General features: G+C 35.2%; 23 protein-coding genes. All 23 read left to right on the top strand.

The window, feature by feature from the left end; genetic code table 11:
- Positions 1-18 precede the first annotated feature (18 nt).
- The 23 genes from FTT84_RS02865 to galE all read left to right on the top strand — a co-directional run bounded on the left by FTT84_RS02865 (position 19) and on the right by galE (position 24,457).
- Positions 19-558, top strand: a complete 540-nt coding sequence (locus FTT84_RS02865; protein ID WP_180065144.1) for a serine O-acetyltransferase — start codon at positions 19-21, stop codon at positions 556-558.
- Positions 559-712: 154 nt separating this feature from the next.
- Entirely contained in the window at positions 713-1,321 is a 609-nt protein-coding gene (locus FTT84_RS02860; RefSeq protein ID WP_180079874.1) for a sugar transferase, read from the top strand.
- Positions 1,314-1,970 (top strand): NeuD/PglB/VioB family sugar acetyltransferase, encoded by a 657-nt coding sequence (locus FTT84_RS02855; RefSeq protein WP_180079876.1) that lies wholly within the window; start codon positions 1,314-1,316, stop codon positions 1,968-1,970. The genes FTT84_RS02860 and FTT84_RS02855 overlap by 8 nt, the downstream gene beginning before the upstream one ends.
- A 35-nt stretch (positions 1,971-2,005) precedes the next feature.
- Complete coding sequence (locus FTT84_RS02850) at positions 2,006-3,190, top strand: DegT/DnrJ/EryC1/StrS aminotransferase family protein (RefSeq protein ID WP_180079878.1); 1,185 nt, start codon at positions 2,006-2,008, stop codon at positions 3,188-3,190.
- A gap of 38 nt (positions 3,191-3,228) precedes the next feature.
- The gene (locus FTT84_RS02845; RefSeq protein ID WP_180079881.1) at positions 3,229-5,073 is read left to right on the top strand and encodes a nucleoside-diphosphate sugar epimerase/dehydratase; all 1,845 of its coding nucleotides are present in this window, start codon (positions 3,229-3,231) and stop codon (positions 5,071-5,073) included.
- 120 nt (positions 5,074-5,193) lie between these two features.
- A complete protein-coding gene (locus tag FTT84_RS02840; protein ID WP_180079883.1) occupies positions 5,194-6,474 on the top strand; it encodes a flippase in 1,281 nt (426 codons plus the stop codon).
- Positions 6,475-6,493: 19 nt separating this feature from the next.
- On the top strand, positions 6,494-7,621 hold the full coding sequence (locus FTT84_RS02835; protein WP_180079885.1) for a polysaccharide pyruvyl transferase family protein: 1,128 nt from the start codon (positions 6,494-6,496) through the stop codon (positions 7,619-7,621).
- A complete protein-coding gene (locus FTT84_RS02830) occupies positions 7,618-8,337 on the top strand; it encodes a 2-C-methyl-D-erythritol 4-phosphate cytidylyltransferase (RefSeq protein ID WP_180079887.1) in 720 nt (239 codons plus the stop codon). The genes FTT84_RS02835 and FTT84_RS02830 overlap by 4 nt, the downstream gene beginning before the upstream one ends.
- A gap of 2 nt (positions 8,338-8,339) precedes the next feature.
- On the top strand, positions 8,340-9,395 hold the full coding sequence (locus FTT84_RS02825) for an NAD-dependent epimerase/dehydratase family protein (RefSeq protein ID WP_180079888.1): 1,056 nt from the start codon (positions 8,340-8,342) through the stop codon (positions 9,393-9,395).
- Complete coding sequence (locus FTT84_RS02820) at positions 9,388-10,212, top strand: phosphorylcholine transferase LicD (RefSeq protein ID WP_180079890.1); 825 nt, start codon at positions 9,388-9,390, stop codon at positions 10,210-10,212. Before FTT84_RS02825 ends, FTT84_RS02820 begins: the two co-directional genes overlap by 8 nt.
- A 183-nt stretch (positions 10,213-10,395) precedes the next feature.
- Positions 10,396-10,869, top strand: a complete 474-nt coding sequence (locus FTT84_RS02815) for an adenylyltransferase/cytidyltransferase family protein (protein WP_180079892.1) — start codon at positions 10,396-10,398, stop codon at positions 10,867-10,869.
- A 99-nt stretch (positions 10,870-10,968) separates the two neighbouring features.
- Positions 10,969-12,048, top strand: a complete 1,080-nt coding sequence (locus FTT84_RS02810; RefSeq protein WP_180079935.1) for a CDP-glycerol glycerophosphotransferase family protein — start codon at positions 10,969-10,971, stop codon at positions 12,046-12,048.
- Positions 12,049-12,061: 13 nt separating this feature from the next.
- On the top strand, positions 12,062-13,375 hold the full coding sequence (locus tag FTT84_RS02805; RefSeq protein WP_180079894.1) for an O-antigen polymerase: 1,314 nt from the start codon (positions 12,062-12,064) through the stop codon (positions 13,373-13,375).
- Between the two features lie 16 nt (positions 13,376-13,391).
- On the top strand, positions 13,392-14,405 hold the full coding sequence (locus FTT84_RS02800) for a glycosyltransferase (RefSeq protein ID WP_180079896.1): 1,014 nt from the start codon (positions 13,392-13,394) through the stop codon (positions 14,403-14,405).
- A gap of 2 nt (positions 14,406-14,407) precedes the next feature.
- Positions 14,408-15,445 (top strand): polysaccharide biosynthesis protein, encoded by a 1,038-nt coding sequence (locus tag FTT84_RS02795; RefSeq protein WP_373684985.1) that lies wholly within the window; start codon positions 14,408-14,410, stop codon positions 15,443-15,445.
- Between the two features lies 1 nt (position 15,446).
- Entirely contained in the window at positions 15,447-16,559 is a 1,113-nt protein-coding gene (locus FTT84_RS02790; RefSeq protein ID WP_180079898.1) for an NAD-dependent epimerase/dehydratase family protein, read from the top strand.
- Positions 16,560-16,570: 11 nt separating this feature from the next.
- A complete protein-coding gene (wecB, locus tag FTT84_RS02785; protein WP_180079900.1) occupies positions 16,571-17,701 on the top strand; it encodes a non-hydrolyzing UDP-N-acetylglucosamine 2-epimerase in 1,131 nt (376 codons plus the stop codon).
- 16 nt (positions 17,702-17,717) lie between these two features.
- Positions 17,718-18,902, top strand: coding sequence for a glycosyltransferase family 4 protein (locus FTT84_RS02780; protein ID WP_180079902.1), 1,185 nt, complete (start codon positions 17,718-17,720; stop codon positions 18,900-18,902).
- Between the two features lie 16 nt (positions 18,903-18,918).
- Positions 18,919-19,539, top strand: coding sequence for a sugar transferase (locus FTT84_RS02775; protein WP_180079904.1), 621 nt, complete (start codon positions 18,919-18,921; stop codon positions 19,537-19,539).
- Between the two features lie 94 nt (positions 19,540-19,633).
- Positions 19,634-20,509, top strand: a complete 876-nt coding sequence (gene galU, locus FTT84_RS02770; protein WP_180079906.1) for a UTP--glucose-1-phosphate uridylyltransferase GalU — start codon at positions 19,634-19,636, stop codon at positions 20,507-20,509.
- Positions 20,510-20,521: 12 nt separating this feature from the next.
- Entirely contained in the window at positions 20,522-21,775 is a 1,254-nt protein-coding gene (locus tag FTT84_RS02765; RefSeq protein WP_180079908.1) for a nucleotide sugar dehydrogenase, read from the top strand.
- Entirely contained in the window at positions 21,775-23,448 is a 1,674-nt protein-coding gene (gene pgi / locus FTT84_RS02760) for a glucose-6-phosphate isomerase (RefSeq protein ID WP_180079910.1), read from the top strand. Before FTT84_RS02765 ends, pgi begins: the two co-directional genes overlap by 1 nt.
- Complete coding sequence (galE, locus tag FTT84_RS02755; protein ID WP_180003583.1) at positions 23,441-24,457, top strand: UDP-glucose 4-epimerase GalE; 1,017 nt, start codon at positions 23,441-23,443, stop codon at positions 24,455-24,457. Before pgi ends, galE begins: the two co-directional genes overlap by 8 nt.
- The last annotated feature ends 162 nt before the right edge of the window (positions 24,458-24,619 follow it).

The following is a 24,619-nucleotide window of genomic DNA, read 5'->3' as shown; positions in this document are numbered from 1 at the left end:
ATTTTAGAGACGATCTAGATGACCTTAAAATATATAAAAAGTGATTTATACCGTTATACCGGTCATGTCAGTTTAAAAACATTTTTGAAAACTTATTTTTTCAATCGCGGTTTTAATTTTTCATTTTGGCTGCGTTTAGCCAGCGCTCAAAGCACGTGGGCAAAACTGGCCTATCCTATCTATTATTATAAAAAAAAGCACTACGGCATTGATATTCATATAACAACAAAAATTGGTTATGGCTTGTTTATTGGGCATGGCGGGCCGCTAGTTGTTAACCCTACGACTGTGATTGGCAATAATGTGAATTTATCGCAATTTACTACCATTGGTGCAAATGGCGGCCGTCAAGCCGCAGAAATTGGCGATAATGTTTATATAGGGCCAAATGTCTGCATTATTGAGCATGTCAAAATTGGCAATAATGCCACTATAGGTGCGGGCAGCGTGGTGACAAAAGATATTCCTGAAAATGCAACTGCGGTAGGAAACTACGCAAAGGTGATCAGCATGAATAATCCGGGTCATGCAGTTAATCGTCGTTGGACAGATCTCTAAACGGCTATATGGTTTAGCAGCTTTTAGAATGGGGAATACTTGAATCCCTGTGATGTTGAAATATTTTACAAATCTGATGGCTTTGGACAGGGTATAATCATTGCTAGAAATGAATATTGACTCCGCCATTTTTATCTAACCTCAAGAGTGAACCATGTTAAAGCGCTTATTGGATATTGTGATTGCATCATCTGCGCTAGTGCTGCTGTCTCCTGTATATGCTTTTGTGGCGCATAAGGTGAAAAAGAATTTAGGTTCACCGGTGCTGTTTCGTCAGGTGCGTCCGGGTTTACATGGCAAGCCATTTGAAATGATCAAGTTCCGCACCATGAAAGATGCACTTGATGATAATGGCAATCCATTACCGGACAGTGAACGTCTTACCCCATTTGGTAAAATGCTTCGTGCAACCAGTTTGGATGAAATGCCAGAACTATGGAACGTGATTAAAGGCGATATGAGTATTGTCGGACCACGACCACTGCTGATGGAATATTTACCCCTCTATAATGAGCAACAAGCCAAACGTCATAACGTGCGTCCGGGCATCACAGGGTATGCGCAAGTGAATGGTCGTAATGCTATTTCATGGGAAAAGAAATTTGAGCTAGACACATGGTATGTCGAAAACCGTTCATTATGGCTCGATTTTAAAATCATGCTGAAAACGGTGCAGAAAGTATTGTCTAAAGATGATATTAGTGCCGAAGGTGAAGCGACCATGAGTAAATTTACGGGTACTTCGGAGCCTAAAGATGACTAAGCTCTATGCAATTTATGGCGCTTCAGGCTGCGGGCGCAGTTTAATGCCTGTTGCACGCCAGCAATTAGCACGTGAAAGTGATGCTTCAGAAATCATATTTATTGATGATGCCTTGGAATCGGTTGCAGAAGTAAACGGTCATCGCGCCATGAATTACCTCACATTTTTAAATGAAACGGCTTCAGAAAAATACGTGCAAATCGCGATTGCCAATAGTCATGTACGAGAAAAGATCGCTCAGAGTTTAGAGATGGATGGCATTCACCTTTGGTCGATCATCGCGGACAATGTAGTTCTAATGGATCAGCTTGAGCTCGCTAAAGGCTCTGCTTTAAGTCCATTTGTCACCATTGGCTCAAATGTCAGAATCGGTAAGTGTTTTCATACCAATTTATACAGTTATGTCGAGCATGATTGCGTGATTGGGGATTTCGTTACTTTCGCGCCAGGCGTAAAATGCAACGGCAATATTCATATACACGCGCATGCCTATATTGGCGCGGGTGCGATGATTAAGCAGGGCACACCTGATCAGCCTTTAGTGATTGGTGCAGGTGCTATTGTTGGTATGGGTGCTGTCGTGACTAAAAGTGTGCCTGCGGGCGCAACAGTGGTGGGCAATCCTGCCCGTCTTGTGACGAAAAAATAGATTTTTAAACTCGATTTTGAGACTAGGAAAACTCCATGTTAAACAGTGCATTTGAACCTTGGCCAAGCTTTACTCAAGCAGAAGCCGATGCGGTATCAAAAGTCCTTTTATCCAATAAGGTGAATTATTGGACAGGTCAAGAATGCCGTGAATTTGAAAAGGAATTTGCACAGTTTGCAGGAACCAAGCATGCAGTTGCCGTTGCCAATGGTACAGTCGCATTGGATGTAGCATTAAAAGCCTTAGGTATTGGTGCAGGCGATGATGTGATTGTTACCTCACGTACGTTTTTAGCTTCGGCAAGCTCGATTGTGACTGCAGGTGCCAATCCTATTTTTGCTGATGTAGAGCTAGATTCACAGAATATTTCTTGCCGTACCATTGAAGCAGTGATTACGCCGAATACCAAAGCGATTATCTGTGTGCATTTGGCAGGCTGGATGTGTGATATGGATCCGATCATGCAATTGGCTGAGGAAAAAGGCATCTATGTGATTGAGGATTGTGCCCAAGCACATGGTGCAATGTACAAAGGCAAATCAGCAGGTTCAATCGGGCATATTGGTGCATGGTCATTCTGCCAAGACAAAATTATGACTACAGGTGGTGAAGGCGGCATGGTCACTACCAATGACGAAAGTTTGTGGAAAAAAATGTGGTCGTATAAAGATCACGGCAAAAACTTTGATAGCGTGTATAACAAGCAACATCCGCCGGGATTCCGCTGGCTGCATGACTCATTTGGCACCAACTGGCGCATGATGGAAATGCAGGCGGTGATTGGCCGTTTACAGCTCAAACAAATGCCCGAATGGACTGCAAAACGTAATGCCAATATGGCACGTATCCAAGCGGCGTTTGAAAATAGTCCGTATTTTACTGTAGCAAAACCATCTGTTGAATATGTGCATGCAGCCTATAAATGCTATGTGCAAGTGAATACTTCAGCCTTGCCTGAAGATTGGTCGCGTGATCGCATCATGGCAGAAATCAGTGAGCAAGCGGTGCCATGTTTTAGCGGTTCATGTTCAGAAGTGTATTTAGAAAAAGCATTTGATCGTACACCATGGTGTCCAGAAACACGATTAGCCAATGCGAAAGCTTTAGGTGAAAGTAGCTTAATGTTTTTGGTGCATCCAACTTTGTCTGAACAAAGCCTACAAAAAACCTTAGATGCAATTCAAAGCGTTATTGTAAAGATTGAATCATTCAAAGCCTAATCAGCATTAGCTTTATATTATTTGGAAATATTTCTTAAGTGAAAAAACTCATCCGATCGCTTGCCTCCTTACCACGTTATCAAAAACAAATATTTTTGGTGATGGTGGACATCTGTGCCTTGCCGATCATGATGTGGTTGGCTTATGCGATTCGTTTGGCTCGTCCCAATGTACAGATCATGCAAGGGCTTGAGGCATGGTATATCTATGTTGGGGTGTTTGGCATTGGTGTGTTTATTCTGTTAGGGGTGTATAGCGCCATTGTGCGTTCCTTTAACGAAGATTATTTACTCCGTATTTCCATTGGAACATTTATTCAGATTGTGGCGTTATACACGATCAAAAAGCTGAATATTGCCTTTATCCCCATGAGTATTCCCCTCATGTACGGCTTTATGCTGTTTTCCTATATGTGGTGGAGTCGCGCAGTGATTCGTTATGCGACGCTTAAAACCTTTGCTAAAAAACAAACCCGTAAACGCGTGGCGATTTATGGCGCAGGACTTGCAGGACAACAAATTGCGGCAGCCTTAAACCGTTCTGATGATTATCTACCAGTCTGTTTTATTGATGATAAAACATCACTCAAAGGTCAGTCTTTAAGTGGTTTAAAGATTTACTCACCGAAAAAAGCACAGAAAAAACTCGGTAAATTTGGCATTGAAGAAGTTTTACTTGCTATGCCATCGGTGGGACGTGCCCGTAAAAAGGAAATCATTGAATCCTTTGAAGCCACTGATGTCAAAATCATGGAATTACCAGGTGTGACACAATTGGTCGATGGTAAAGTCAAAGTCTCTGATATTCGTGAAGTGGATATTATTGATTTACTTGGTCGTGATCCTGTACCTCCCAAACCTGAGCTTTTAGAGAAAAATATTAAAAACAAAGTCGTGATGGTGACTGGGGCAGGGGGCTCGATTGGCTCTGAACTGTGTCGTCAGATTGTCAAACATCAGCCGAAAATGTTGGTGCTATTTGAAATGTCTGAATTTGCCTTGTATTCGATCGATCGAGAATTACAAATCTCAGGTGTACAGGTGATTTCTGTTTTAGGTTCTGTGACGAATCAAGCCAAATTGGAACGGATTTTACAACAATACAGCGTGCAAACGGTCTATCACGCGGCGGCCTATAAGCATGTGCCTTTGGTAGAAGCCAATCCATTTGAGGGGATTTATAATACGTCTATTGGTACGCAGCGCAGTGTGGATGCTGCTGTTGCACAAGCAGTTGAAACTTTTGTCTTGATTTCGACTGATAAAGCGGTGCGTCCCACAAATGTGATGGGTGCATCTAAGCGTATGGCAGAGCTATATTGTCAGGGACTCGCTTCTACGAACCCTACAACCCAAATCAGTATTGTGCGTTTTGGCAATGTTTTAGGATCATCAGGTTCAGTGGTTCCACTGTTTAAGAAGCAAATTGCGCAAGGTGGTCCTGTTACAGTCACGCATCCTGAAGTAACGCGTTATTTTATGACCATTCCTGAAGCTGCACAGCTCGTGATTCAAGCGGGTGCAATGGGTACAGGTGGTGATGTGTTCTTGTTGGATATGGGGGAGTCGGTAAAAATTGTCGATTTAGCTAAACAAATGATTCGTTTAAGTGGTTTTAGATGTATTGATGAAAATGGGGTGGGGGATATTGAGATTCAGTTTACAGGGTTGCGTCCCGGTGAAAAGTTATATGAAGAATTGCTGATTGATCAAGAAGGTATCGAGAAAACCAAGCATGAAAGAATTCTAAAATCATTTGAGTCATTTATAGAATGGATTGAAATAGAAAAAATTTTCATAGATATGAAAAGTGCTTCACATTCAAATAATATAGATTTGATTTTAATGATTTTAAGATTATATGTAGATGGCTATGAAAGATAAAATAGCATACTTATTTTAGTTTGGTATAGTATCTTTAAATTAATGGAATAAATTTAATTTCTATTGAAATGAGATATAAAATATTTATTTTGGTAATGAAATTATTCGGATGGGATGGGCTTGAAAGTTAACTTAATTAAAAATGGTATTGCAAGTATTTTTATTAAACTATCTGGTACTGGTTGTAGTTTAATAACAGCAATTATTTTAGCTAGAAATTTAGGTCCAGAGCAATACGGGTATTACTCTTACATTCTGGCCATAGTATCAATATTAGCAATTCCAGCAATGTTTGGATTACCAAATCTTTTAGTGCGTGAGACAGCAAAGAGTGAAGCTAATAAAGATTGGGGATTAATCAGTGGACTATGGTCTTGGGCTAATAGTTTAACATTTAAGTTGTTAATATTTATTTTGATTATATTTATGGGCTATGTGTTTTTTAATAAGAATAATATATCAATGTCTGATTATACAACTCTTTTATGGGGGGCTTTACTTATTCCCTTATCTGCTTTTGCTGCATTAAGATCAGCTTCTTTGAGAGGGTTAAGAAAAGTTACTCAAGGTCAGCTTCCAGAGCAGGTAGTTAAGCCATTAATTTTTTTGTTATTTTTAGTAATTCCTATATTTTTAATTAATACAGAAGTAAATGCTTCATTTGTAATGATGTTAAATGCATTATCAACAGGGTTAGCATTTATTTTTGGGGCTTGGTTATTGGTGAAAGCAAAACCTCCTCAATTAAGTGGTGTTCAAAAAAAATATGAGATCCGTTCCTGGTTTAATAGTGTAATGCCATTAGCAATGATTTCTGGTTTAGATATTTTAGTTGTAGAGACAGCGACTATTATGTTAGGTTCATTTCGTTCTGTGGCAGAGGTTGGAATTTATAAAATTGCAGTTCAAGGCGCTATGCTAGTCATTGTTGGGGTTACAGCTATGAATACGATTATTGCCCCACATATATCAAAATATTCTGCTGAATCAAATATTGAATCTACTTTTCATATTGCTAGAAAAAGTGCAAGATTCTCCTCAATAATTGCATTAATAGGATTTTGTTTCTTTCTTTTTTTTGGTAAAAAACTTATTGTGCTAATTTTTGGACAAGCTTATGAAGCTGCATATCTACCTTTATTATGGCTTTCCGCCGGCCAATTAGTTCATGCAATAATTGGGCCTGGAGGGATTATCCTGACAATGAGTGGTTATGAAAAAGCAACTTTATATACTTTACTACTCGCAGCAATTTGCAATATTTGCTTAAATGCACTTCTTATTCCACATTATGGAATTAACGGAGCTGCCATAGCTACATTTTTGTCCATATTTTTAAGAAAAATAGTAGTTTGGTATATGGTTTACACTAGGTTTAAAATGAGTTCTGCAATTTTTTAATTTAATAAAAGGGTTCCTAATGCTGGTTGGTATTTTTAGTTATAATAAATATTCCTTATATATGAATTTTGGCGCTGCTCTTCATTCTTTTGCTTTTCAAAAAGCTTTGGAAAAAGAAGGGATAGAAAGCCATATTGTAGATTATCGATCAAAACATGTTGAAAATTTTGATTTTAATCACTTGGCTGTTACAAATTTCAAAACGCATAAATCGATAAAAAGCTTTTTATTTGGTTTAATCAATGGCCCATCACTGAAAAAAAAATACAAGAAATTCCAGAAATTTTATAATGATAATTGTATTATGTTTTCTGATAATGGTCTTCCATTTAAATACTCTTCTTTTATCAATAATGAGTATAAACATTTTCCTTTTACAAGTGTGGTTTGTGAAAGTGATGTAACATGGAGTCCTTTAACAAATAAAGGTTTTGATCGAGTTTTATTTTTTGATTTTGATTGTTTTTCTAATATAAATAAAGTAGCTTATTCACCTAGTATTAGTAATACCATTCTCAATAATGATCAAGAGCAAGAATTTAAAGTATTACTTGAAAATTATGATCATTTATCTTCACGTGAAGATGAAACAGCAAAATATGTTGAAAAGTTAACAGGCCGAACCTGTCATTGGGTGCTGGACCCTGTATTATTACTGAGTAAAGAAGAATACTGTCAATATATTGAAGAAATGCCCTATAAAAATTTTGTAGTTGTTTATAATTGTATGAAAAATGATAAAAACCTACTGCTGCAGGCACAAAAATATGCAGATGAAAAAGGTTTAAAATTAATAGAAATTAGTGATTTTAGTCAAAATAAAATTAAATATAATCATGAAGTTTTAACTGATTTAGGTATTGGGGAATTTTTATATATGTTTAAAAATGCTGAATGTATATTTACTAACGGATTTCATGGTGCATGTTTCTCTATTGTTTTTAATCGAGATTTTTATTTATTTGCAAGAGATGGATTTGATATAAAAATAAAAAGCCTGCTAAAGATGTTTGATTTAAATAATCGTTTTGTTGATTTTAATTCTGGTCCAAAAAATCAAGAATCTATTAATTATGATAAAGTTAATAAAATTTTAGATATTGAAATTTCACATTCTATGAAATATATCAGAGAAGCTCTTGTATGAATGTAGCACTAATTTTTGCTGGCGGTGTTGGTAGTCGTATGAATAGTTTAGCTAAACCTAAGCAGTTCTTAGAGTTGCATGGAAAGCCAATTATTATTTATACATTAGAGATTTTTCAATCTCATGCAGAAATTGATTCAATCGTAGTAGTTTGTGTAGCGGATTGGACTGATTATATGAAAAAACTGCTTGTTCGTTATGAGATTACCAAGGTTGTAGAGGTAGTCGAGGGAGGATCTACAGGTCAATGCTCGATTTATAATGGTTTACGATCAATTGAGAAAAAGTTCTCTCCTGATACAACAGTAATTATTCATGATGGGGTAAGACCGTTAATTGATCATTCAATAATTTCAAAGAATATTGCTCAAGTTAAATTAACAGGAAATGCAATTACTACCGCACCAACAGTCGAAACTTTTGTTGTAGTCGATGATGCGATGAGAGTTACAGAAGTTCCTAGTCGTAGTCACTCGCGCCTTGCTAAAGCACCCCAAAGTTTTTTATTAAAGGACATATTAAAGGTGCATCGCCAAGCTCTAGATAAAGGAATAACTGATTCAGTTGATTCCTGCAGTCTTATGCAACAATTTGGATATGGTTTAACTTTGGTAGAAGGGGCGAATCAAAATATAAAAATTACCACCCCTACAGATTATTATATTTTCCGTGCTATTGTGGAAGCTCGTGAAAATAGTCAAATTTTCGGAGGATAAAGATGATAAATTATGGTCATTCCCAAGTAAAAAGGGATTTAGATGAGATTATTAATTTAGATCTACCCTTTGAGCAATTAAAAAATAAAACTATTCTAATCACTGGTGCTACAGGTATGTTGGCATCATATTTTGGATTCTTATTGCTTCATTTAAATGAACATCTCAAACTAAATATACAGCCTATTTTTTTGGCGAGAAATTATGAGAAGTTAAAGGCTGTATATGGCGAAGCATTATCCACTGCTTACTACTTAGTCCAAGACGTTTGCGAACCAATTCATTTTGATGGAGAGATTCATTATATTTTTCATGCCGCAGGCGGTGCGAGTCCTTATCATATCATTAATGATCCTGTTGGAGTGATTAATGCAAATGTTTTAGGTACAAAAAATATATTGGAATGTGCAAGAACTTCGAATACCGAAAAAGTTATTTTTACATCTACTCGTGAAATTTATGGATGTGTAGAAGGAGTAAATATAATAAATGAAAGTAGTATGGGAGTATTGGATCCATTAAATCCACGCGATTGTTATCCAGAAAGTAAGCGTTTAGCAGAATCCATGTTGCAAGCATATTATCAGCAATATAAGATTTCTTTTAATACCTTACGTATAGCTCATAGTTATGGGCCGGGTATGCAGATTCAAAATGATGGTCGTGTAATGGCTGACTTGATTAATGACGCGGTTAACAATAGAGATATTATATTAAAAAGTGACGGTACAGCGGAACGTGCATTTTGTTATATTACTGATGTTTTAACAGCAATCATTTATATAATGATTAAAGGGGCGCCATGTAAGGCATATAATATTGCCAATGAATTACAACCAATTAGCATATTGAATTTGGCTAAAATGTTGCAAAAATTAGTTAATTTTGGTAATGGGGTATCTATACAGTTAAATGAGTATAGTAAAGTGGGGTATACGAGCTATGAGCGTAAAATGTTAGATACAAACTTATTACAACAATTAGGATGGATGCCTAATATTCCTTTAGAGCAAGGTCTAATACGTACTTTAAATACTTTAGGAGTATTTAATGAATAATCATCCAAACGATTTACTAATGGAAGATTTTTCGAGATATAATGGTGAAGGAACAATGTTGCGTAAAGCACAAAAGCGTTTACTTGAAATGCTTATAGATTTTGACCATATATGTCGAAAATATAATATTCAATATTTTTTAAGTGGAGGAACCTGTCTTGGCGCGGTAAGACATGGGGGATTTATTCCATGGGATGACGATGTTGATATTGATATATGGTATGAAGATTACCAGAAACTAGTAGATGTATTGAACAAAGAAGCGTCGGTAAAATACTTTGTACAAACCTACAGTAGTAATAAAGCATTTGGGCGCACATACATACGCTTAGTGGATCGGTCCTCTAAAGTAATGTATAAAGATAATAGTACTCGTGACAATTTTCTATATCATGGTTTATGGTTGGATGTATTACCACTCAAGAAGTGTTATTCATATCGATTAAAGAAAAATATAGATCGATTCTATGTTGCATCAATGATGCACAAAGCTGCATATGTTAAGCGAAGTCATATTAAAAGATTTGTGGCATTCATGATTTATCCTATAATTAAGTTTTTGGTTTTAATATTTCAAAATTTATTTTCTAGATTTGCTCCTGAAAATAAAATAAGTCACATCTTTGGTACAGGTATTACTCCAAAATTAAATAAAAGTCATTGTTTTCCTGTTAAAGAAATATTCTTCGAAGGACATGCCTTTTTAGGTCCTGCTAATCCTCATAAGTATTTAGAGAATCTATATGGAAAGGATTATATGGTATTGCCATCAGAGCAGAATCGTAAGCAACATGCATTATCTATTGAGATAGGCTAAATAATATTTGCGTTTTAAATATTTTTTAATAATAACCTTATAAAGTAAAATTTATTTGGTTTTTTTATATTAATATAATGATCAAATATTGTTCTATGGGTTAATTTAAATTTAAATTAATGAAATTGTTCTAAATTTATATTATAATAAAAAATAATTTCACTATATTTATATGAGTTTAATGTGAGTATTCAAGGGAAAAAAGTAGTAATTACATATGGCACTTTTGATCTTTTTCATATTGGTCATTTAAATTTATTGCAAAGAATGAAGGCCTTAGGAGATTATTTAATAGTGGGTGTCTCCACAGATGAATTTAACTCTTTGAAAAAAAAGAAAACAATTATAAAATTTGAAGATAGATTGCAAATTGTTCAAGGTCTTAAATGTGTTGACTTGGCGATACCTGAGTCGGCCTGGGATCAAAAAGTAAAGGATATAAAAAAATATGGAGTCTCAATTTTCGGTATGGGACATGATTGGGCCGGGCATTTCGATGAATTGAAAGAACATTGTGAAGTAGTTTATTTACCTAGAACCGAAGGGATTTCTAGTACACAGTTAAAACAGTCTTTAAATGTGTTAGATAAATCTCATATTGAAAGATTGAAAGATGCTTTGGATACGATTTCAAGTATTGTGGAAAAATTAGATTAATTTTATGGGTTTTATGATGAAATATATTAAGCCTTTTGCATCAGTATTTTTATTATCATTTTATTTTTTAATGTGCTTAATTACATTTAAAAAAAAAGAATATGTTTTCTAAGTTTTCCTGATGCTAGTGATAATAGTTGGTATCTATATAATTATTGCATAGAAAATAATATAGATTATGAATTAGTCTGGTTAGTAGATGAGGAGAATGTAGAAATAAAAAATAAAATTTTATCTATAAAAAAATCTGTTGAAGTTAAAATTGTTAAAAGGTGGAGCTTAAAAGGTTTTATATATTTTTGTTCATCAAAATTTGTATTTCATACTCATGGTACTTATTTCTTTATCCGTAAAGTATTTAGAGCACCGATAATTGTGAATCTATGGCATGGGATGCCAATTAAGGCTATTGGGTTTTTAGATAGTAAAGATAATCTAGTAGACTGCTCAGATTTTTCTATTTCAACTTCTATATTTTATCAAGACATTATTGCAGAATCTTTTGGATTAAAAAAGCAAAATGTTTTGATTTCTAATTTACCTCGAAATGATGTTTTATATAATGGAATTAGCTCTAAAGAAAAAGAGAGTATTTATAAGAAATTAGGATTGAATCAGGGAGTTAAAATTATTATTTGGTTGCCAACTTATCGTGTATCTAACACAGGAGATATAAGACGCGATAGTGCATCAAATTCTTTTCTAAATGATCTAGATAATTTATTTCTAGAAAAATTAAATAAAATTTGTTATTTAAAGAAATTCTATGTATTGATAAAATTACATCCTATGGATGCTTTAAATATATTAGATTATCAAGATAAATATTCATATATAAAATTTTATGATTCAGCTACCTGGAGTAGTTTGGGGATAGAATTATATGACTTATTGAGTATGTCTAATGGTCTAATTTCTGATTTTTCATCAGTGATTATTGATTGTATTCCGACATCAATACCCGTTGGTATGATTGAGGGTTCTGAAAATAATTATTCTAGAAAAATAGTTACTCCTTTAAAATTAGTAAAAGAAAATATATTCACTATTAGTTCTGCAGAAGATATTGGAGAATTAGTTTTTTTTAGAAAAAGAAACTTATCTAAATCTATATTTGTAGATGAAAAAAGTTGTGGAGCGTCCAGTAATTTTATTATTGATAGATTGCTCGGTAAATAGGAATAATATATTTATGAAAATTAAAGTTTATAATTTATTTTTTTTGTTAGGTTCTCTATTTACATTTATTTCATTAATTTATTTAATGGAATTGAAAATAGATATTGTAGGTTTTAGTTTTATTTTTAATATTCTAGTTTCAATATTTTTGTTGTTTTTTTCACTAAAGAGTGGTGTTAGGGTAATACTTTTTTATTCTATATTTAATTTAATGTTTATGTCATTTATTCCTTATTTAAACTATACGGAAAATGTATTAATATGGGTTAATAATGATTTTAATAATTTTGATTACATTTATACAAATATTATTATTTTTGTATTTAACATAATTGTTTTTGTTTCATACTTTTATTCATCTAAATCTTTTTATTTTATTGGAGGCTCGGGGGGGGGGCAGAGTAATTCTTTTAATAATGGTAAAACTCATAGTCAAATAAAGGCTCTATGGGTTATTTTAGTCAGTATTTTGTGTTTTTTGATTTTATTTTATGCTAAAAATTTCGATTTTTATAGAATGCTTGTGAGAGGGATAGAAGGGGATGTGTATGAAAGTAGTCATAAAAATCCATTGCTCTCTATCATTATAATGATTTGTAGATTAATTCCAGCATTTTTACTTATGAGATTAATAGTAGAGAAGAGATATTACTTATCATATTTTGTCTTTTTTATACTTTTAATTTGTAATTTTCCTAGTGCGATTCCGCGTTTTTTAGTTGGTTTCATATATCTTCCTTTACTATTACTTATATTTCCTAATTTTAGAAAACCTGTAAATATTGCATTAACTCTAATACTTTCTATAGTTTTTGTTTTTCCTTTTTTAAATCAATTTAGATACTTTTCTAAAGATCAAAAAATTTCTTTTGTTCCTGAGTTAAGTTTTTTCAATCAAGCTCATTTTGATGCCTATCAAAATTTAGCAGATGTTTTACGAAGTGATTTTGTAACTTATGGTTATCAATTGCTTGGGCCAATGTTTTTTTATATACCTAGATCGCTATGGGAGTCAAAGCCCTATGGTAGTGGTTATCAATTAGCTATGAATAATAACTATACTTTTTCAAATATATCTATGCCTTTTATTGGTGAAGCATATATTAATTTTAGTTATTTTGGCATTGTGTTTTTTGCATTAATTCTTGGTTTTTTAATGAAAAATATTGATATGAAATATTTACTAGGTAATATTATAAATTATAATTATTGTAAAGGCTTGTTTTTGTGTTCTGCTGTGTTTTTTTTATTAAGAGGTGACTTAATGTCTTCTTTTTATTTTTTGATTTGTGGAATAATTTCTTTTAAGATAGTTGAAAAAATTTAGATTAAAGGTTATGTGAATGAAAAAATTTTTAATTGATTCATGCTATATTAATGATGGCGGAGGATTTGTTCTTTTAAAGTATTTAATCTCATATCTTGAAAAAAATAAATTGAATGTTTTTTATTTATTAGATAGTCGATGTGAGAAAGATTTTTTAAATTTAAAAAATTGCTCTTTTATTAATGCCTCTATGATAGAGAGGTATAAGTTTTATTCTAAAATTGATAACGATTTTGATTCGATTTTATGTTTTGGAAATGTCCCGCCACCTGTCCGTGTAAATGCTAAAACAGTTATTTATTTTCATCAACCTCTTTTTCTCAGTATTCCAGAAAATTTTTCATTAAAAAATAAAATCATTTATAAATTGAAACAAATGGTTTTATCAACTTTAAGGAAAAATGCAGATATATGGTTAGTTCAAAGTGAATATATAAAACAAAAGTTTTCTCATAAATACTTGGGAAATAGTAGTGAGAAAGTTCTTAAACTACCATTTTATCCCCAAATCAACTTTTCAGGATTTCAAATCCAAAGAGAGAAGGGGGGATTATTATATGTTAGTAATAGTTCTCCACATAAAAACCATGTTAAATTAATAGAAGCATTTTGTTTAGCATATGATGAGATTAGAGCGGGTCATCTAACTCTTACTGTTCCTCAAAATGATGAGATACTGTGTAGTTTGATTAAAGAGAAAAAACTTTTAGGTTATCCGATTTTTAATGTTGGTTTTCAGCCAAGAGAAAAATTAACGGAGTTATACTTAAGACATGAGTATTTAATTTTTCCTTCTCTAGCTGAAAGCTTTGGTTTGGGATTAGCAGAGGCTATTGATGGGGGGTGTAAAGTTATTGCTTCTGATTTGCCATACACTTATGAAGTTTGTAAACCTTCTTTAATATTCGATCCTAATAGTCTTGATTCTATCAAACTGTCTATAATAAAGGCCTTGGAAGAAGAGCTACCTTCTCCTTTAAAGTTAATCGACAATGATATATCTAAACTTATCAATATCTTAATGGAATAATTGTGAATTTTTCAAATAAAACACTTCTTATTACTGGTGGTACAGGTTCATTTGGTAATGCGGTTTTAAAACGTTTTTTACAAACCGATATTAAAGAAATTCGTATCTTTAGTCGTGATGAGAAAAAGCAAGATGATATGCGTAAAAAATACAATTCATCTAAGTTGAAGTTCTATATTGGTGATGTACGTGATTATAACAGCGTATTAAATGCAACACGTGGCGTGGACTATATCTACCATGCTGCCGCACTAAAACAAGTTCCATCATGTGAATTCCACCCGATGGAAGCTGTTAAAACCAACGTTCTAGGTACAGAGAATGTTTTAGAAGCTGCAATTCAAAACCGTGTCAAACGTATTGTCTGTCTAAGCACAGACAAAGCAGTTTACCCAATTAATGCAATGGGTATCTCTAAAGCGATGATGGAAAAAGTCATTGTGGCGAAATCGCGTAATTTAGAAGAAACAGAAACTACTATTTGCTGTACACGTTATGGCAATGTCATGGCATCACGTGGCTCAGTAATTCCATTGTTTGTAGATCAAATTCGTGCAGCCAAACAAATTACCATTACAGACCCAAACATGACACGTTTCATGATGACTTTAGATGATGCAGTTGACCTAGTTTTGTATGCTTTTGAACATGGTGAAAATGGCGATATCTTTGTACAAAAAGCACCAGCCGCAACCATTCAAGTATTGGCTCAGGCCTTAACAGAGCTACTTTCCGTGCCTGAACATCCGATTTCAATTATGGGGACACGTCATGGGGAAAAAGCATTTGAAGCACTGCTAAGTCGTGAAGAAATGGCAGTTGCGTATGATCAAGGAAATTACTTCCGTGTTCCAGCAGATCAGCGTGATTTAAACTATGCGAAATATGTAGAAGATGGTGATCATAAAATTAAGCAATTTGAAGACTATAACTCGAATAATACCGAACGTTTAGACGTGGAAGGCATGAAAAAGCTATTGCTTAAACTTGATTTCATTCGTGCGCTCATTGACGGTCAATATATTGATCCCGAGGCATAACATGAAAATACTCGTCACAGGCTCAAATGGCTTTATTGCAAAAAATTTGATCCAATTTTTATATGAAAAAGATGACATCGAAATTTTAAAGATTAACCGTCAATCTAGCGATGCTGAATTAATAACTGCTGTGACCGAAGCCGATTGGATTATCCATTTGGCTGGGGTCAATCGACCGGTCAATGAACAAGAATTCATTGATGGAAATGTGAGTTTAACGCAAAGAATTACGCAATGTTTGGTGGATGCTCAAAAACTAACACCAATTATTTTGTCTTCTTCCATTCAGGCTGAGCATGAAAATGCCTATGGAAAAAGCAAACTCGGTGGTGAACAAGTACTGTTGGATTTACAGCAGTCAAATGGTAATGCTGTCCATATATGTCGTTTAGCCAATGTCTTTGGTAAATGGTCACGTCCGAACTATAACTCTGCTGTAGCGACCTTCTGCTATAACACTGCCAATGATCTACCTATTCAAATCAATGATGAAAATGCAGTAATACGATTGGTGTATGTCGATGATGTGGTCGAGACTTTCTGGAATATCATCCAAGGGAATATCACCGTCACTCCAACATTTGAAATAACGCCTGAATATCAAATCACAGTCGGTGATCTTGCAAAAATTTTGCAGGGTTTTAAACAGTCACGTGATTCACTCATCAGTGATCGTGTTGGGGCAGGGTTGGCTCGTGCATTGTATTCAACCTATTTAAGCTTTTTACAGCCCCATCAGTTTGATTACAGCGTACCAAAATATGGTGATCAGCGTGGTGTATTTGTGGAAATGCTGAAAACACCCGATGCAGGACAATTCTCCTACTTTACTGCACATCCAGGCATTACCCGTGGTGGACACTATCATCACAGTAAAACTGAAAAATTCTTGGTGATTAAAGGCAAGGCACTGTTCAAATTTAAACATGTGATCACAGGCGAATTCTATCAATTAGAAACCACAGGTGAAGAACCTCGAATTGTAGAAACTGTACCCGGTTGGACACATGACATCACCAATATCGGTGATGATGAAATGGTGGTGATGCTGTGGGCTAATGAAATTTTTGACCGTGAAAAACCAGATACCTTTGCCATGCCTTTAACAGATTAAGAGTTGAAACTGTGAAAAAATTAAAACTAATGACCGTGGTTGGCACGCGTCCTGAGATTATTCGTTTGTCCCGTGTGATGTCTGCATGTGATCAATATTTTGATCATGTTCTGGTACACACTGGACAGAATTATGATTATGAACTGAATGAAATTTTCTTTACTGATTTAGGTATTCGTAAGCCTGACTTCTTTTTGAATGCAGCGGGTGCGACAGGCGCAGAGACGATTGGTAATGTCATTATTGCTGTAGATAAAGTGTTGGAAGAAGTCCAACCTGAAGCCTTGTTGGTCTTAGGCGATACCAATAGCTGTATGGCGGTGATCCCTGCCAAGCGTCGCAAAATTCCGACTTTCCATATGGAAGCCGGTAACCGTTGTTTTGATATGCGTGTACCTGAGGAAATCAATCGTCGTATTGTCGATCATACAGCAGACATTAATTTAACTTACAGTACCATTGCACGCGATTATTTACTTTCAGAAGGTTTACCTGCAGATCAAGTGATTAAAACAGGTAGTCCAATGTTTGAGGTATTGAGCCATTATCAAGCTAAGATTCAGTCTTCTGATATTCTTCAGCAATTAAATCTTAAAGAACATGAATATTTTATTGTCAGCGCACATCGTGAAGAAAATATCAATTCAGATCAAAATTTCCTAGATTTGGTGGAAATGCTCAATTCAGTTGCAGAAAACTATCAGTATCCTGTGATTGTTTCAACACATCCAAGAACACGTAAACGTATTGAGCAGATGAATATTGAATTTCACCCACTTGTGCAATTGTTGAAGCCTCTTGGTTTTAGTGATTACAATAAGCTTCAATTATCTGCAAAAGCAACGTTATCTGATAGCGGTACAATTAATGAAGAATCCTCTATTCTGAATTTTCCTGCATTGAATTTGCGCCAAGCACATGAGCGCCCAGAAGGCATGGAAGAAGCAGCAGTAATGATGGTGGGCTTGAAAGCTGAACGTATCTTGCAAGGTTTAGCGATTTTAGATCATCAATCACGTGGATCAGATCGTTTATTGCGTCTAGTTTCAGATTACAATATGCCGAATGTGAGTGAAAAAGTTGTACGCATTATTTTAAGCTACACAGATTATGTGAATCGGGTTGTTTGGAAAAAGTATTAAGTAAATGCAGGTTAACATGAAAAAGATTTTTTTAATTTCGGAATATATTCTCCCTGAACAAAACACGACAGGATATTTATTCCATAAACTGCATGTTAGCTTAAAAAAACACTATGGTGAGCAGCTGAAATTAATTGTAAAAGAAGACCCTCAACATACAATTGAAGAAAATGTCATCCTAGTTAAAAATGTTAACCTGAATAAGCAAAAGTTAGTTCAAAGATTAATCTTTGAACTAATTATTTCTTTTAAATTTTTATTAAAAATAATGTTTAATGTTCAAAAAGGAGACATGGTTTTTAGTGGTACCACACCGATATTATTGTTACCCGTGATATTTTTCGCTAAAAAAATTAAAGGTTTTAATTGGATTCTTTTAGTACATGATGTATTTCCTGAAAATTTAATTCCCGCAAAGGTAATAAAAAAACATAATTTTTTTTATAAAATTTTGAAATATTTGTTTGATCGATTTTATTCCGCTGCAGATGAGAGAATTGTTATTGGCATAGACATGAAAGATTTAATTGATCATAAAGTTAACAAAAAAGATTCAATAGTGATTCAAAATTGGATTGATCATACAGATATCCAAGTTCAAATCAAACAAAACAATTCTATTCTAAAAAAAATGGGTTGGGAAAATGAAGGACCTATATTTACCTTTTTTGGGAATATTGGTCGAGTGCAAGGCATTGATAATATTATAGAAGCGCTTAAAATTTTACCTAAGGGGGGTAGACCCAAGGTTTTATTTATAGGTAGTGGAGCTTATGAAAATGATTTAAATCAAGCAATACTTCAATTAAACGACGATAATATTAAATATTTTGGAAGTCTAGAGCCCTCTAAGAAATCAGATGGTTTAAGTGCTGGAGATATTGCAATCGTTACTTTAGCCGATGGTATGTATGGACTTGGTGTGCCAAGTAAAGCTTACTATTCAATGGCAGCAGATAAACCTATTTTGTCAATAATGGATGAGCATTCAGAGGTGTCATCTATGGTAAAGCATCATAATATAGGATGGACTGTACCAACAGGTAAACCAGAATTATTGGCGAGGAAGTTTATTGAAATTAGTAATCTGTATAAAGAGTCAAATTATTCCCCACGTGATATTCTCATAAAAAATTATTCTGAGAAAATTGCTATGCAAAAAATCATTAATGTGATTGACGAAAATTTCGTAAATAAGTGAAATCTAGAGTGTGAATATGAAACGACTTATAGATATCTTTATCGTATTGATTGCACTTGTATTGCTTTGCCCTATTTTTCTTTGGGTTGCATATAAGGTAAGAAAAAATCTGGGTTCGCCGATTTATTTTTATCAAGAACGTCCGGGTAAAAATGCCCAAGTATTTAAAATGATGAAATTTCGTTCAATGCTTCATGCCGTAGATAAATTTGGTAATCCTTTACCTGATAATGAACGAATTACACCATTTGGTCATAAATTACGTTCAAGTAGTCTGGATGAAATGCCCCAACTGATTAATGTGTTAAAAGGGGATATGAGTATAGTGGGTCCGCGTCCCCAAATGAAGGAGTTCTTAGAGCACTATACTCAAGAACAAATGCGTCGACATGAAGTTAAGCCGGGTATGACAGGTCTAGCGCAAGTGAGTGGACGCAATAATTTATCATGGGAAGAGAAATTCGCTTTAGATGTTGAATATGTTGAGAAACAGAGCATTTGGCTAGATTTTAAGATCATGTTTAAAACAGTCGTTGTAATGCTAAAAAAAGAAGGAATCAATGCCCCAGATCAAGAAGTTGGTGCAAGTCGTTTTTCAAGCAATCAAAAAACGAAGTCTGAATCCTCAACTCATTAATAATTTAATTTCATGTCTTCTGATAATTTTATCTATATCAGTCGATATAAAATTAAGTTACAGCTGATGTATTTTTTATTATTGGGCAATGTTTATGATCAAAAAAGCCATTCTTCCAGTTGCGGGTCTAGGCACGCGTTTTTTACCTGCGAGCAAGTCTATTCCCAAAGAAATGGTCACAGTAGTTGACCGACCAGCGATTGAATATGTCGTGAAAGAAGCAATTGCTGCTGGCATTGAACAAATTATTCTTGTTACCCATTCTTCCAAAGCTTCGATTGAAAATTACTTTGATCGCAGTTTTGAACTAGAAACCACTCTAGAAAATAAAAAGAAATTTGATTTACTCAAAGAAATCACTGAAATTTTACCGCCACATGTGAGTGTAATCAGTGTGCGTCAACCACAGCCACTTGGTTTAGGTCATGCTGTACTGTGTGCAAAAGCTGTAGTAGGTGATGATGATTTTGCTGTGCTATTACCAGATGTTCTTGTAAAAGATTCATCAGAAACCAATGATTTGAGTTTAATGATTCAACGTTTTGAAGAAACCCATGCATCACAAATTATGGTGGAAGCTGTACCAGATCATTTAGTAGATCAATATGGTATTGTCGATGTTGCCTCTATACCTGCCGAAGGGCATAGTATTCAAATGCAAGGTATCGTGGAAAAACCTGCTGTCGACGCTGCACCATCAAATTTATCGGTAGTGGGTCGCTATATTTTACCTGCCAAAATTATGCAATTACTTGAAAACACGCCTAAAGGGGCAGGTAATGAGATTCAGCTGACCGATGCAATTGCAGCTTTGCAAGCGACCGATACGGTGGAAGCCTATCGGATGAAAGGTCAAACTTTTGATTGCGGCAGTAAATTGGGCTATCTCAAAGCAGTCTTACATTATGGCGTAGACCATTCAAAATTAGGTGAGGAATTTAAAGCGCTGATCAAAGAACTAAAACTATAAAAAGAGACTGATATGAAGGTTGCAGTATTTGGACAAACATTCTTTTCAGGTGTATTTGCTGCTTTACTGGCAGAATGCGGTCATCACGTTTTTTGGTATGAACCACTGAAAACGTATGAAAGCGAACAAATGTATATGCAAGATGAAGCTGTAAAAAATCTACTCAACAAACAACAAAGTAGTTTTTTAAAATACTGCGACTTTAATGATATTCCACTAGATGCAGATGCCTATTTCTTCAGTTTTAACCCAGCTGAAGAAAAGCAATGTATTGAGATTCTTCAAAACATCAAACAACGTCCTATTATTCACCCTAAACTGATGATCAATGCGTCTACTTTAGGACTGCATGGGACAGAAAAGTTTGTAAAAATTTTGCATGAAGATGAGTGGGTCTATTTACCCGACATGATTCAGGAAGGAAACGCGTTACAAAGCTTTGCCCAAGCCAAGCAGTTGATTGTTGGGGCTGCATCGAATGTTGCTCAAAGTAAAATTAAGGAACTCTTACGCCCTTTATTCCCACGTCAGCAGCAATATTTATTTATGCCCATTTTAGATGCTGAATTTACCAAGTTGAGTATCTCTGGCATGTTGGCGACACGAATTAGTTATATCAATGACTTAGCAATGGTTGCTGAGAAATTAGGCATTGATATTGAGTCAGTTCGTCAGGGGATGGCTGCGGATAATCGTATCGGAGGATCTTATCTCTATCCGGGGGCAGGCTTTGGTGGAGAAAACTTTTCACATGATATTCAGACCCTAACGCATACGGTGTCAGGTGTGGGTGCAAATAGCCAACTCCTTGCTCAAGTTTGGGACATTAATGAGCAGCAAAAAGAAGTTTTATTCCGTAAATTGTGGAATTATTATCATGGTGATTTAAGAGGGAAAACTGTTGCGATATGGGGCGCTGCATTTAAAGAAAAAACGTCCAGTACGCGACAATCTCCTATTCATGCCATGTTGGCAGCACTATGGGCTCAAGGTGTAAAAGTTAAATTACATGACCCTCAAGCCTTGGATGAAATTAAAAAAATATATGGTGAGCGACCTGATCTTATATATTGCATAGAGCAATATGAGGCAGTGCAAGATGCACATGCTTTGTGTTTATTGACTGCATGGAAACAATATTGGAGTCCAGATTATACAGAATTGCTTAAAACCATGCAGCATCCGCTTATTTTGGATGGGCGCAATATTTATGATCCAGCATATGTGAAGTCTCAAGGTTTTGCATATATGGGGGTAGGACGTTAATGGCTGTTAAAACTCAACCCTATACGGTCGAACATTTAGATTCAGTTTTAGGCAGTCTTCATAGTTTGAAAACTGAATTTGAAAATAAGCATTTAACAGAACTCTTTGCTGAAGACCCTCAGCGATTCGAAAAATTCTCTGTGCCTTTAGAGCCGGTGGTTTTTGATTTTAGTAAACATAGAGTCAATCAGCCCGTTGTCAAAAATCTAGTCCAGTGGGCACAGACACAAGATTTAACGTCGTGGATAAAGCGTTTATTTTCTACTGAAGAAATTAACTATACCGAACAGCGTGCAGCCATGCATTGGGCGCTACGGTTACCTAAAGATGATCAGTCTCATCCTGAATTAGCAGAACAAGTGCATACACAACTTGAGCGTATGTATGCTTTGGTAGAAAAAATTCATGCTGGCCAGTGCCGCGGCGCAACTGGTGAAGTCATTCAAGATGTGGTCAATATTGGTGTCGGAGGGTCAGATTTAGGACCACTGATGGTGAGCCATGCCTTATCTGATTTCAAAAAATCCACACATAAGCCACTCGATGTACATTTTGTTTCGACCATTGATGGTAGTCAGCTTTCAGATTTATTGCATCAACTTCGCCCCGAAACCACGCTATTTATTATTTCTTCAAAATCGTTCGGGACCATTGATACCTTATCCAATGCGCAAACAGTGCGTTTATGGCTCGAAAAAGCACTTGGACAAGAATCTCAAATTTTAAAACACCATTTTATTGGTGTATCGACCAAACCTGAAAAAATGACCGCTTGGGGAATTGCACCTGAAAACCAATTCTTACTTTGGGATTGGGTCGGTGGTCGTTATTCTTTGTGGTCTTGCATCGGTTTGCCAATTGCTTTAACCGTGGGTGTGGATGGTTTTAAGCAATTATTGGCAGGGGCGTATGCCATAGATCAGCATTTTCAAACAGCGCCTTTTGCTCAAAATCTGCCTGTGCTGATGGGGTTGCTGGGTGCTTGGAATACGAATTTCTTAGATATTCAAACCCATGCGGTATTGCCTTATGATGGCCGTTTAAAATATTTTGCCTCTTATCTGCAACAATTAGAAATGGAATCGAATGGTAAATCGATTCAAAGAGACGGCAAGAAAGTAGATTTAGATACGTGTCCGATTGTGTGGGGCGAAGTAGGACCCAATGCACAGCATGCTTTTTATCAGTTATTGCATCAAGGGACGCAGTCCGTCAGTTGTGATTTTATTGCGCCAGTGCAGCGCTATCAGGCCCAACAATTTACCTATGTCGATAATGCAGAGGCGCTGGTAGAACAGCATCATTTGGCCTTATCCAATTGTTTGGCTCAATCGCGCTTACTGGCATTTGGTAATCAGGCTTTGGATCAACAAGAAGTACAAGATTTGCCGGAATATAAACAATATGAAGGCAATCAACCAAGTTCAACCATTTTATTGCAAGAGCTAAATCCATATAGTTTGGGTATGTTGATCGCAATGTATGAACATAAAGTTTTTGTACAGTCGGTGCTTTGGAACATTAACCCGTTTGATCAATGGGGTGTAGAAAAAGGCAAAGAAATTGCCAATCAGCTACTTCCAATATTAAATGGTGATCGAAAGGTTATTTCGGATTTAGATGGTTCAACGCAAGGCTTACTACAAATATTATTAGGAAAAACCAATGGCTAAAATTTTAGTAACAGGTGGTGCAGGTTATATTGGTTCACATACTTGTATTCAACTTTTGAGCGCAGGGCATGACGTTGTTGTACTGGATAATTTGTCGAACAGTTCTGTCGAATCTTTAGCACGTGTTCAAGCGTTAGCAGCTAAAAAATTAGATTTTGTTGAAGGTGATATTCTCGATCAGCAAATTTTAGATCAAATTTTTCAGCATCATTCTATTGATGCAGTGATTCACTTTGCAGGCTTAAAAGCTGTGGGTGAAAGCCAAAAAGAGCCACTAAAATATTTTGAAAATAATATCTCAGGTTCTATTAGCTTAGTTAAAGCGATGGAGCGTGCTCAAGTCTTTAAGTTGGTCTTTAGTTCATCTGCAACAGTTTATGATGAAGCCAATATTTCACCCTTGAATGAAACCATGCCTACAGGTATGCCAAGTAATAACTATGGCTATACCAAACTGATTGTTGAGCAATTACTAGAGAAATTATCGGCTGCAGATGAACGCTGGTCAATTGCATTGCTGCGTTATTTTAACCCGGTAGGTGCACATCAAAGTGGTCAAATTGGTGAAGACCCACAAGGGATACCCAATAATTTGATGCCTTATGTTACACAGGTGGCAGTCGGCCGTCGTGATAAGTTGTCAATTTTTGGCAATGATTATGACACGGTAGATGGTACAGGTGTGCGTGATTATATTCATGTGGTCGATTTGGCGAATGCACATTTATGCGCTTTGAATCATCGTTTAAAAACGCAAGGATGCCGCGCTTGGAATATTGGTACAGGCAATGGGATTTCAGTAAAACAGATTCGAGATACTTTTGAAAAAGTGAATGGAGTTGAGATTCCATTTGAATACGTACCTCGTCGAGAAGGTGATGTTGCAACCTCATTTGCTGATAATGCCCGCGCTGTCGCAGAGTTAGATTGGCAGCCTCAATATGGTTTAGAAGATATGTTGAAAGATAGCTGGAACTGGCAAAAGCAAAATCCGAATGGTTATAACTAAGATTAAAATTTAGTGTGTAAATTCATTAAAGACAGTGTGGCGAATTTTGTATTTGCCATACTTCTCAATACTTAACTTAAGTCGTGTATTGATTGTGCAAAAATAATGATAGATCTTATCTTTTGTTTGAAAAAAATCGTTATCATATGTGAAAGATAAATT

It is taken from the genome of Acinetobacter sp. YH01019 (assembly GCF_013420285.1).
GTDB lineage: Bacteria > Pseudomonadota > Gammaproteobacteria > Pseudomonadales > Moraxellaceae > Acinetobacter > Acinetobacter gandensis.
The sequence above is the reverse complement of the archived record's forward strand: the minus strand, read 5'-3'. Positions and strand labels throughout refer to the sequence as shown.